Raw genomic sequence first — 10,912 nt, 5'->3', positions numbered from 1 at the left:
TTATTGCTAATTTAACCATTATTCTTGTACAGTTGCTGTCTCTTCTACTTTTGCTTCTGGAGCAATATTGAGTGTATCAGCTTGATGAGTATCATCCTCATCATCTAGATCACGCATTTCAATTTCCTGCTCATCACCTGAAAGGATTTTAACATCCATACCAAGACTTTGAAGTTCTTTAATTAATACTTTGAACGATTCAGGAACACCTGGTTCTGGTACATTTTCACCTTTCACGATTGCTTCATATGTTTTAACACGTCCAACGACGTCATCCGACTTAACAGTTAGGATTTCTTGAAGGGTATATGCAGCACCATATGCTTCAAGTGCCCACACTTCCATCTCTCCGAAACGTTGTCCTCCAAATTGCGCTTTCCCACCAAGTGGTTGTTGCGTAACTAATGAATATGGACCAGTTGAACGAGCATGAAGTTTATCATCAACCATGTGTGCTAGTTTAATCATATACATTACACCAACAGATACACGGTTATCAAATGGTTCTCCACTTCTTCCGTCATACAACAATGTTTTAGCATCAGAAGCCATTCCCGCTTCTTTAATTGTTTCCCAAACATCCTCTTCAGTTGCACCATCAAATACAGGTGAAGCCATATGGAGACCCATTTGTCTCGCCGCCATCCCTAAATGCAACTCGAGTACTTGACCAATATTCATACGAGAAGGTACACCCAATGGGTTTAACATCACATCTACCGGAGTGCCATCAGGCATATACGGCATATCTTCCTCAGGTAAAATTCGAGAGATAACCCCTTTATTACCATGACGACCAGCCATTTTATCTCCTTCAGAAATCTTTCTCTTTTGTACGATATAAACACGTACAAGTTGATTAACTCCTGGAGGAAGTTCATCTCCATCTTCGCGATTAAATACCTTCACATCCAGTACAATACCGCCTCCGCCGTGAGGTACTCTTAAAGAAGTATCACGAACTTCGCGAGCTTTTTCACCGAATATCGCATGTAGTAGACGTTCTTCAGCAGTTAATTCTGTTACCCCTTTTGGAGTTACTTTACCAACTAACAAATCACCATCTTTAACTTCTGCACCAATTCGGATGATTCCACGTTCATCAAGGTTTCGAAGAGCATCATCACCAACATTCGGTATGTCGCGAGTCATTTCTTCCGGTCCAAGCTTTGTATCACGAGCTTCAGATTCGTATTCCTCAATATGAATGGAAGTAAATACATCATCCTTCACAAGGCGTTCACTCATAATAATCGCATCTTCATAGTTATAACCTTCCCATGTCATAAATGCGATTAACACGTTTCTTCCAAGAGCAAGCTCACCTTTATCCATTGAAGGTCCATCGCCAAGGATTTCTCCTTTTTTAACACGATCTCCAACACTTACAATCGGACGTTGGTTGTAACAAGTACCTTGGTTAGAACGGATGAATTTCTGCATGCGATACTTACGCAAGTCACCTTTAACCTCTTGACCATCAATTTCTTTTATATCTCTAACCCAAACTTCTCTCGATTCTACATGTTCGACGATTCCATCATGTTTACAAATCACTGCTGCACCAGAGTCTTTGGCAGAAACATACTCCATTCCTGTCCCAACAAGCGGCGCTTCAGGTTGCAATAAAGGTACTGCTTGACGTTGCATGTTCGCTCCCATTAGAGCACGGTTTGAGTCATCGTTTTCCAAGAACGGGATACATGCCGTCGCCGCAGATACTACCTGTTTTGGAGATACGTCCATGTAATCGATTCTATCTCTTCTCATAACGGTGTTTTCTCCACGGAAACGAACAATTACTTCTTCCTCTAAGAATTCACCTTCGTCAGAGAGTAGGGCGTTTGCTTGTGCAACTACATAGTTATCTTCTTCATCAGCAGTTAAATAATCTATTTGTGAAGTTACTAACCCAGTTTCAGGATCAACTCTGCGATATGGCGTTTCAATAAATCCGAAACGGTTAACTTTCGCATATGTTGATAATGAGTTAATTAGACCGATGTTTGGTCCCTCAGGAGTTTCAATCGGACACATTCTCCCATAGTGAGAATAGTGAACGTCACGCACTTCCATTCCTGCACGCTCTCTCGTTAAACCACCTGGCCCTAACGCGGAGAGACGACGCTTATGCGTTAACTCTGCTAACGGGTTTGTTTGGTCCATGAACTGAGATAACTGTGAACTACCAAAGAATTCTTTAATAGACGCAATAACAGGACGGATATTAATCAGTTGTTGTGGTGTAATAGTATTAATGTCCTGAATAGACATACGTTCACGAACAACTCTTTCCATTCTAGAAAGACCAATTCTAAATTGGTTTTGCAATAATTCCCCAACAGAACGCAATCTACGGTTACCTAGATGATCAATATCATCTGTATCACCTACATCGTATAGTAAATCAAAGAAATAACTAATAGATGAAATGATATCAGCAGGTGTAATATTTTTTACACTTTCATCAACATAGGCATTACCGATTACATTAATAACCTTATCATCCTCGTTCGGTGCGTAAATCTTAATTGTTTGAACAACAATATCTTCTTCCAATACACCATTTTGAGGATTATGAGTTGTAAACCCAACACCCTTTTCAAGATGTTCCAATAATCTATCAAGTGTCCTACGATCCAGCACTGTACCTTCTTCAGCGATAATTTCACCAGTCTCCGGATCAGCTAGTGTTTCTGCTAAACGTTGACCAAAAAGGCGGTTTTTGATATGTAGCTTTTTGTTAAGCTTATAACGCCCAACATTTGCTAAGTCATATCTTTTTGGATCGAAAAACCTTGATACTAGCAAACTTTTGGCATTTTCAACTGTTGGTGGTTCACCAGGTCTTAAACGCTCATAAATTTCTAGTAAAGCTTTATCTACATTTTCTGTATTATCCTTCTCGAGTGTGTTTCTTAGATACTCATTATCACCAATCAAATCGATGATTTCTTGATCAGAGCCAAATCCGAGCGCACGCAAAAGAACCGTAATTGGTAACTTTCTTGTACGATCAATCCGGACATACACTACGTCCTTTGCATCTGTTTCATACTCCAGCCAAGCTCCACGGTTAGGAATAACAGTGGCTGTATAGCCTTTCTTCCCGTTCTTATCAAATTTCCCGCTATAATAAACACTTGGGGAACGAACGAGCTGCGATACAATTACACGTTCTGCACCATTAATAATGAAAGTACCCATTTCTGTCATTAATGGGAAATCACCCATAAAGACTTCTTGGTCTTTTACTTCACCTGTTTCTTTATTAACAAGACGAAGCTTAACTCGTAATGGCGCCGAATAAGTTGTATCACGTTCTTTTGATTCTTCTACAGAATACTTTGGTTCGCCGAGACTATAATCAATAAAGTCCAAAGAGAGATTTCCGGCAAAATCCTCTATTGGGGAGATGTCTTGAAACATTTCCTTTAAGCCCTCATCAAGAAACCATTGGTAAGAAGAAGATTGGATTTCGATAAGGTTCGGCAGCTCTAAAACTTCACTAATACGCGCAAAGCTCCTGCGCTGGCGATGCCGCCCGTACTGAACTAGTTGACCTGTCAACTGATTCACCCCTCAAATCATGCGTTTTAATGATGGCATTCCCTCTAGAAATTCTAGAAAAAATGTATTATCATAAGACAAAAAGAAAAAGGGTTTTTCTTTGAAAACCACATTTTTCACATAACGAACTATTATTTTATAATCTTTTCCAACTTTACCAACTTACATACAAAATAGATGAAAATTAGCAAAAGATAGGAAAACACTATATTCGCATTTTACAATGCTACCACAAGAGTAGTTGGAAGTCAATCTTTTAATGACCTCAAGATATAATAACCTTTTTTCTTCGCAACAGTTTCAACGTTGCCAAAAACTTCTTCCATTTTATGTTGCGCAGATGGAGCACCTTGCTTTTTTTGGATAACAACCCACAATTGACCACCAGACACCAAATGAAGATAGCTTTGTTCCAAAATTTGATGGACAACCACTTTACCTGCTCGAATAGGCGGATTCGTAACGATTGCAGCAAACCCACTCTCATTAACACGACTAAAACCTTCACTCTCGTATATCTCAACGTTCGTCAGGTTATTTAATTCCGCATTTTCTTGAGCAAGTGATATTGCCCTTAAATTCACGTCTATCATATGGATTTGTCTTTCGGGAAAATCCTTAGAAATAGAGAGCCCAATTGGCCCATATCCACAACCAACATCAAGCACAGGACCAGTTACTGAAGGTTCAACAAATGTGTCCGTTAATAATCTAGAACCAAAATCGACCTCAGCTTTCGAAAAGACACCTTGGTCTGTTTTAAAACGAAACGAATGATCCCTTAGCACAGTAGCCCAAGACTGCGGATTACTTTTCACTTCTGGATTTCGAGCATAATAATGTTCCACCAAAAGAGCATCCCTCCCTTGTTCATAGGAATTTACTCAAACACAAAATAACCTATTTTGATAACAAGAGCAAGTATTAATAACTAGTCAAAAAAAGCCCGCCAATAGCAGCGAGCTTTTTATTCACTAAAATAATTACTTAACTTCTACGCTAGCTCCAACTTCTTCAAGTTTAGCTTGAATTTCTTCAGCTTCTTCTTTAGATACGCCTTCTTTAAGAGCTTTAGGAGCGTTATCAACTAATTCTTTAGCTTCTTTCAAGCCAAGACCAGTGATTTCACGTACAACTTTGATAACTTTAATTTTTGATGCACCAGCGCTAGCTAGTACTACTTCAAATTCAGTTTGTTCTGCAGCAGCTTCGCCACCAGCAGCACCTGCAACAGCAACTGGAGCAGCAGCAGTTACACCAAATTCTTCTTCGATAGCTTTAACAAGATCGTTTAATTCAAGAACTGTCATTTCTTTGACAGCTTCAATGATTTGTTCTTTAGTCATGATTTATTTCCTCCGTTATAATTTAGTTTTTAATATTTTAAGTTAACGTAACGATAGTTTTAAAACAGGATTACGCGCCTTGCTCTTCTTTTTGATCAGCAACTGCTTTAGTAGCAAGTGCCAAGTTGCGAATTGGAGCTTGAAGAACGCTAAGCAACATAGAAAGCAATCCTTCGCGAGATGGAAGTTCTGCAAGAGCTTTAATCTCTTCTACTGTTGCGATATTTCCTTCGATTACACCAGCTTTAATTTCTAATGCTTCATTTTCTTTAGCGAAGCTGTTTAAAATTTTAGCAGGAGCTACTACATCTTCCGTACTGAACGCAATCGCGTTTGGACCAACTAATGCTTCGTTTAATCCAGAAAGTTCAGCAGCATCAGCAGCACGGCGAGCCATTGAGTTCTTATATACTTTGAATTCAATACCAGCCTCACGAAGTTGTTTACGAAGTTCTGTTACTTGCGCAACACTTAGACCACGATAATCAACAACAATAGTTGAAACACTTGATTTAAGCTTGTTTGAAATTTCTTCAACGACTTGTTTCTTTTGTTCGATTACTTTGCTCATTTTTACACCTCCTGAGTATCCGGATGGACATTCATACCAGTACGTAAAAGAACCTCCATACTTTTTTAGACATGGAGGTTCCTTGCGTTCAATCAATTCACAAATCGATCATATATCGCAATTACCTCGGCAGGAAATTAAGCTCATTTCAGCACCTGCTGTCTACGGTATAAATGTTATTTTTTCAACAGCAGTAATTATATCAAATAACTGCTTGTATGTCAACACTAAATTAATTAAACAGTAGAAGGATCCACTTTAACACCAGGGCCCATTGTAGAAGTTACAGTAACATTCTTCATATATGTGCCTTTAGCTGCTGAAGGTTTAACTTTAACTAGTGTTTCATGGATTGTTTTAAAGTTTTCAACCAATTTTTCTTGGTCAAATGATACTTTACCAATTGGAACATGAATGATACCCGCTTTATCAACGCGGTATTCTACTTTACCAGCTTTGATTTCATTAACAGCTTTCGCTACATCAAATGTAACAGTTCCTGTTTTCGGGTTTGGCATTAAACCTTTTGGTCCAAGAGTACGACCTAGTTTACCTACTTCTCCCATCATATCTGGAGTAGCAACGATTACGTCAAAATCAAACCAACCTTGGTTGATCTTATTAATATATTCTGCATCACCAACATAATCAGCACCAGCAGCTTCTGCTTCTTTTAATTTTTCACCTTTAGCAAAAACTAAAACGCGTTGAGTTTTACCTGTACCATTTGGAAGTACTACAGCTCCACGGATTTGTTGGTCCGCTTTCTTAGGGTCAACTCCTAAACGGAATGCTGCTTCTACAGTTGCATCAAATTTAGTGAAGTTTGTCTTTTTTACTAGTTCAATTGCTTCGCCAATAGCATAAGCTTTTGAACGATCTACAAGTTTTAAAGCTTCTAAATACTTTTTACCTTTTTTAGCCATTTTTATTTCCTCCTGTATTGTGGTTTTAGCGGAATAACCTCCCACGTATTGAAAAGCGCAAGGCGGCTGTTCAGGGGCGACAGGCAAATGTTCTTCAGCCAAGGAAGTTGTTTTTTAACTTCATTGGCTGAAGGTTATTTGACCCCAAGCCCCTGCCGACTGGAGCTAGACAATCGAAAAGCGAAGACGCCTTGCTCAGCCACGACAAGCAAATGTTCTGAGGCATAAAAGTCAGATCTTCGACTTTTATTGCCTCAGGTTATTTGACCTCGAGGGGCTAGGCGTCAGAGCTAGACAATCGAAAAGCGCAAGAGTGCGCTCATTAGTAAGGGAAGGCTGGGTTAAGCAGCCTCCCCTTACTGTTACAAGATCTGATTAATCTTCGATTGTGATTCCCATGCTACGCGCAGTGCCTTCTACCATCAACATAGCTGCTTCAACGCTAGCTGCGTTAAGGTCAGGCATTTTTGTTTCAGCGATTTCACGTACTTTATCACGTTTAACCACTGCAACTTTCTTTTTATTCGGTTCACCAGAACCAGAATCGATACCAGCTGCTTTTTTAAGTAATACTGCAGCAGGTGGAGTTTTTGTGATGAATGTAAAAGAACGATCTTCAAACACAGTAATTTCAACTGGAATAATTAAACCAGCTTGATCTGCTGTACGAGCGTTAAACTCCTTACAGAATCCCATGATATTTACACCTGCTTGACCAAGAGCCGGTCCAACTGGTGGAGCTGGATTTGCTTTGCCCGCAGGAATTTGTAATTTAACAAGTTTAATTACTTTTTTAGCCACGAGACACACCTCCTTAAGTCCGTGATGTGGTAATAGGGTTTTACCCTCCCACTCATAATATAAAAACACACCATTAAATCTATCGTTCAGGTCACCCTAACGAGACTTACTGACCTAAAAGATATTACCACTTTTCAAAATGGATTTCAAGCTGTTTCCATTTATATTTTATCAATTTGTTCAAAGTCAAGCTCTACAGGTGTTTCACGTCCAAACATATTAACCATAACCTTTGCCTTTCCTTTTACCTGATCAAGCTCTTCAATCTTACCAGTAAAGTTAGCAAACGGTCCTTCTTTAACAGTTACTGTTTCACCTTTTTCAAACTGTACATCTACACGTTTTTCTTCCATTCCCATACGTTTGAGAATAAAAGAAATTTCTTCAGGTAATAACGGAGTCGGTTTTGAACCAGATCCTGATGAACCGACAAACCCTGTTACACCCGGTGTATTTCGTACAACATACCAAGAATCATCAGTCATAATAATTTCAACTAAAACATAGCCCGGGAATACTTTCTTTTTTACTACCTTTTTCTTACCATTTTTTATATCTGTTTCTTCATCTTCTGGGACGATTACTCGAAAGATTTTATCTTGCATACCCATTGATTCTACGCGCTTTTCAAGATTTGCTTTCACTTTATTCTCATAGCCAGAATAGGTATGAACGACGTACCAGTGCTTTTCCATTTAATAGGACTCTACGTCCTTCCCTCCCAACAAACTCTTTTTTAGCCAAACGAAAAAACCCGTTAACCGGGCTTTGAAGACATTTTTTACTATAATTCCCATTATACCATGAGAACGGGCATAATATACAAGTTAATATGTTAATTATAGCTTTATACTTTTCTATATACCTAATAAAAATTCAATTAATCGAGAAAATACCAAATCAGTTCCTGTAAAAAACAAAGCTAAAATTGCAACAGTAATAATAACAGTAATAGTATAATTAGTTAACTCTTTCTTCTTTGGCCAACTTACTTTTCTCATTTCTGAGCTTACATTGCGAAAGAATTGGGTTATGCTTGCCATAAATTGAACCTCCAAGTGTTTTACATATATAAATGAAGTCGTTATTTTGTTTGTTTATGAATTGTGTGTTTATCGCAGTGTTTGCAAAACTTCTTCAATTCTAATCGTTTTGAAACCGCTTCATTATTAATAGTTGTAGAGTAATTTCTTGAACCACATTCTCCACAGGCTAATGCTACTTTTCCCTTCACATTAATACACCCGCTTTATAAGATTATATCTTTTCAAAAATATCACGGATGCCTGTCCCTGTCAATAAGTGGTTAAGAATCATTTACTTAATTCACGAATTTCCAAATAGCGTTCCAATTTCTTTTTCACTCTTTGTAAAGCGTTATCAATTGACTTTACATGACGATCTAACTCATCTGAAATCTCTTGATAAGTACGACCATCTAGATAAAGCGCAAGGACTTTTCGCTCTAAATCACTTAGTAATTCCATCATTTTTCCTTCTATATTGCTAAGTTTCTCGCGGTTAATTAATAACTCTTCCGGGTCTAAAAATTTTGCACCTGAAATAACGTCCATTAATGTCCGGTCCGATTCTTCATCAAAAATAGGCTTGTCCAATGAGACATATGAGTTAAGTGGAATATGTTTTTGGCGGGTTGCGGTTTTGATAGCGGTGATGATTTGTCTAGTAATGCATAGTTCAGCAAAAGCCTTAAAAGATGCAAGTTTATCACCTTTAAAGTCTCGAATTGCTTTATAAAGACCAATCATTCCTTCTTGCACTATGTCTTCTCTGTCTGCTCCTATAAGAAAGTATGATCTTGCTTTTGCTCTAACAAAATTGCGGTATTTGTTAATGAGGTAGTCTAGTGCTTCACTTTCTCCTTCATGAATCAGTTCGACCAATTCTTCATCTTCTAGTAAATCATATCTGATGCCATCGTCCATTCTGATATCTGAGATCACAGTAATCCCCCACTTATAAACCATCGATATAATCATTATACATGACAGAATTTTCTAACGTCAACCTATCATTTCTCCCCACGCCGCCATTTCTCAAATGTTGCAGCTATTCCATCACTTAGTTGGATCCTTGTTGCAGATATTTGTTCTTTTGTTTTTTCAATACTACATTCGATTTCTTGATCGACAGATTGCACTTCTATCAATAGTTCTCGAGCCGAAATCCTTAAAGCTCCTTGACCAAATACTGCCCACTGTTCTGTATAATCAGAAGTTGCTACATAAATTTGAGTCTTAATATTATTTAATTCTTTTGCTAGCTTCTCAATACGCTCATCTGCAGTTTCTTCTGCCTTTGTAAATATCACTTCAACATTATATTTTTTATATTTTTTCTCTATCCCTTTTACCTCATAGGCATCAAAGACAATAATTACTTTTGATCCTGTATATCCTTGATAATCCGCCATAATTTCTATTAATCGATCTCTTGCATTCGCAAGATTTCTGTTTTTTAATTCTATTAATTCCGGCCATGCTCCAATAATGTTGTAACCGTCAACGAGTAGGATGTCCATTATGATCCCTCAAGTGGGTTCCGTTTACGATACACTTCATACATAAGTAGGGCTGCTGCTACGGAAGCATTTAGAGATGTAACATGTCCTGACATTGGAAGGTGGACTAGGAAATCACACTTTTCTCTTACTAAACGACCAATTCCCTTTCCCTCACTCCCTATTACAAGGGCCATCGGCATTGTAACATCCATCCTTCGATAATCTTGACTTCCTTTTGCATCTGTACCGAAAACCCAAATTCCACGTTCTTTTAATTCTTCAATTGTTCTAGCGATATTTGTTACTTTCACGACCGGTATATATTCAATGGCTCCTGTAGATAATTTCGCTACGGTTGCAGTTAATCCAACCGCTCTACGCTTCGGAATGATAATTCCATGTACACCTACTGCATCTGCTGTTCTAAGTATGGATCCAAGATTATGGGGATCTTCTAATTCATCAAGTATCAAGAAGAATGGATCTTCCCCTTTTTCTGCAGCTAGGTTAAACATATCATCTACCTCTGCATATTGATAAGCGGCTACTTGAGCAATTACGCCTTGATGGTTTTCCTTCGAGAGTTGATCTATTTTTTGTCGAGGGACATACTGAACAAGCACATCATTTTGTTTCGCAAGCTTTAAAATTACTTGCATTTGACCCTTTTGCGCCCCTTCAGCAATCCAAATTTTATTAATATCACGCTCTGACTTAAGTGCTTCTATAATCGGGTTCTTTCCTGCAATCCATTCTTGGCTCATACTAGCTTCACCCTCTCATTATCTATGAAATCAATAGCTGCTTGTAAAATCTCATTTAATCTTTCCTTGTTATTTGACAAGTATACCCAACCAAGCACAGCTTCAAAGGCAGTACTATAGCGGTATGTTTGTACATCTGTATTTTTCGGAATAGTACCCGACTTAGCATTTCTTCCCCGCTTCATTACGTGTTCTTCCTCTTCTTTTAAAAAAGATGTATCCACCATATATTTCAGGATTTTCGCCTGTGCTTTCGCTGAAACATATTTAGTTGCTTCACGGTGTAGGCGGTTTGGCTTTGTAATACCGTGGTTCAATAGGTGGTGCCGTACAAAAAGATCATATACGGCATCACCTACATAAGCTAACGCTAGGCCATTCATTTGTTTGTAATCAGCTTCCACCATTTT

General features: G+C 38.3%; 13 protein-coding genes and 1 other annotated feature. All 13 genes read right to left on the bottom strand.

The window, feature by feature from the left end:
- Nucleotides 1-18: 18 nt before the first annotated feature.
- The 13 genes from rpoB to ACFPM4_RS14090 all read right to left on the bottom strand — a co-directional run bounded on the left by rpoB (nucleotide 19) and on the right by ACFPM4_RS14090 (nucleotide 10,909).
- Nucleotides 19-3,570 carry a DNA-directed RNA polymerase subunit beta gene (rpoB, locus tag ACFPM4_RS14150; protein ID WP_382352944.1) on the bottom strand — a complete coding sequence of 1,184 codons (3,552 nt, stop codon included), beginning with the start codon at nucleotides 3,568-3,570 and terminating at the stop codon, nucleotides 19-21.
- Nucleotides 3,571-3,818: 248 nt separating this feature from the next.
- Nucleotides 3,819-4,421, bottom strand: coding sequence for a class I SAM-dependent methyltransferase (locus ACFPM4_RS14145; protein ID WP_382352941.1), 603 nt, complete (start codon nucleotides 4,419-4,421; stop codon nucleotides 3,819-3,821).
- A gap of 132 nt (nucleotides 4,422-4,553) precedes the next feature.
- A complete protein-coding gene (gene rplL, locus ACFPM4_RS14140; protein WP_382352938.1) occupies nucleotides 4,554-4,916 on the bottom strand; it encodes a 50S ribosomal protein L7/L12 in 363 nt (120 codons plus the stop codon).
- Nucleotides 4,917-4,986: 70 nt separating this feature from the next.
- On the bottom strand, nucleotides 4,987-5,487 hold the full coding sequence (gene rplJ, locus ACFPM4_RS14135; RefSeq protein WP_382352935.1) for a 50S ribosomal protein L10: 501 nt from the start codon (nucleotides 5,485-5,487) through the stop codon (nucleotides 4,987-4,989).
- A 37-nt stretch (nucleotides 5,488-5,524) separates the two neighbouring features.
- Nucleotides 5,525-5,673: a sequence feature (ribosomal protein L10 leader region), on the bottom strand.
- Between the two features lie 50 nt (nucleotides 5,674-5,723).
- Nucleotides 5,724-6,458: a 50S ribosomal protein L1 gene (rplA, locus tag ACFPM4_RS14130; protein ID WP_382353002.1), complete on the bottom strand. Its 735-nt coding sequence runs from the start codon at nucleotides 6,456-6,458 to the stop codon at nucleotides 5,724-5,726.
- A 330-nt stretch (nucleotides 6,459-6,788) separates the two neighbouring features.
- On the bottom strand, nucleotides 6,789-7,214 hold the full coding sequence (gene rplK, locus ACFPM4_RS14125; RefSeq protein WP_144924562.1) for a 50S ribosomal protein L11: 426 nt from the start codon (nucleotides 7,212-7,214) through the stop codon (nucleotides 6,789-6,791).
- A 161-nt stretch (nucleotides 7,215-7,375) separates the two neighbouring features.
- Nucleotides 7,376-7,909 carry a transcription termination/antitermination protein NusG gene (gene nusG, locus ACFPM4_RS14120; protein ID WP_144924565.1) on the bottom strand — a complete coding sequence of 178 codons (534 nt, stop codon included), beginning with the start codon at nucleotides 7,907-7,909 and terminating at the stop codon, nucleotides 7,376-7,378.
- Nucleotides 7,910-8,071: 162 nt separating this feature from the next.
- Nucleotides 8,072-8,257: a preprotein translocase subunit SecE gene (gene secE / locus ACFPM4_RS14115; RefSeq protein WP_382352930.1), complete on the bottom strand. Its 186-nt coding sequence runs from the start codon at nucleotides 8,255-8,257 to the stop codon at nucleotides 8,072-8,074.
- 41 nt (nucleotides 8,258-8,298) lie between these two features.
- Nucleotides 8,299-8,448 carry a 50S ribosomal protein L33 gene (rpmG, locus tag ACFPM4_RS14110; RefSeq protein ID WP_144924571.1) on the bottom strand — a complete coding sequence of 50 codons (150 nt, stop codon included), beginning with the start codon at nucleotides 8,446-8,448 and terminating at the stop codon, nucleotides 8,299-8,301.
- Between the two features lie 79 nt (nucleotides 8,449-8,527).
- Nucleotides 8,528-9,160, bottom strand: a complete 633-nt coding sequence (sigH, locus tag ACFPM4_RS14105) for an RNA polymerase sporulation sigma factor SigH (RefSeq protein WP_144924616.1) — start codon at nucleotides 9,158-9,160, stop codon at nucleotides 8,528-8,530.
- A gap of 86 nt (nucleotides 9,161-9,246) precedes the next feature.
- Nucleotides 9,247-9,756, bottom strand: a complete 510-nt coding sequence (locus ACFPM4_RS14100; protein WP_382352927.1) for an NYN domain-containing protein — start codon at nucleotides 9,754-9,756, stop codon at nucleotides 9,247-9,249.
- Nucleotides 9,756-10,502 (bottom strand): 23S rRNA (guanosine(2251)-2'-O)-methyltransferase RlmB, encoded by a 747-nt coding sequence (gene rlmB, locus ACFPM4_RS14095; RefSeq protein ID WP_382352924.1) that lies wholly within the window; start codon nucleotides 10,500-10,502, stop codon nucleotides 9,756-9,758. Before rlmB ends, ACFPM4_RS14100 begins: the two co-directional genes overlap by 1 nt.
- The gene (locus tag ACFPM4_RS14090; protein ID WP_144924579.1) at nucleotides 10,499-10,909 is read right to left on the bottom strand and encodes a Mini-ribonuclease 3; all 411 of its coding nucleotides are present in this window, start codon (nucleotides 10,907-10,909) and stop codon (nucleotides 10,499-10,501) included. Before ACFPM4_RS14090 ends, rlmB begins: the two co-directional genes overlap by 4 nt.
- Nucleotides 10,910-10,912 lie beyond the last annotated feature (3 nt).

This window comes from Lederbergia graminis (assembly GCF_042655485.1).
Classification (GTDB): Bacteria; Bacillota; Bacilli; order Bacillales; family Bacillaceae_C; genus Lederbergia; species Lederbergia graminis.
The sequence above is the reverse complement of the archived record's forward strand: the minus strand, read 5'-3'. Positions and strand labels throughout refer to the sequence as shown.

Bases quoted from the DNA above. Each gene is read 5' to 3' on its own strand.
- rplL (WP_382352938.1), bottom strand. From the start codon at position 4,916: ATGACTAAAGAACAAATCATTGAAGCTGTCAAAGAAATGACAGTTCTT.
- rplJ (WP_382352935.1), bottom strand. From the start codon at position 5,487: ATGAGCAAAGTAATCGAACAAAAGAAACAAGTCGTTGAAGAAATTTCA.
- nusG (WP_144924565.1), bottom strand. From the start codon at position 7,909: ATGGAAAAGCACTGGTACGTCGTTCATACCTATTCTGGCTATGAGAAT.
- secE (WP_382352930.1), bottom strand. From the start codon at position 8,257: ATGGCAAGCATAACCCAATTCTTTCGCAATGTAAGCTCAGAAATGAGA.
- sigH (WP_144924616.1), bottom strand. From the start codon at position 9,160: ATGGACGATGGCATCAGATATGATTTACTAGAAGATGAAGAATTGGTC.
- ACFPM4_RS14100 (WP_382352927.1), bottom strand. From the start codon at position 9,756: ATGGACATCCTACTCGTTGACGGTTACAACATTATTGGAGCATGGCCG.
- rlmB (WP_382352924.1), bottom strand. From the start codon at position 10,502: ATGAGCCAAGAATGGATTGCAGGAAAGAACCCGATTATAGAAGCACTT.
- ACFPM4_RS14090 (WP_144924579.1), bottom strand. From the start codon at position 10,909: ATGGTGGAAGCTGATTACAAACAAATGAATGGCCTAGCGTTAGCTTAT.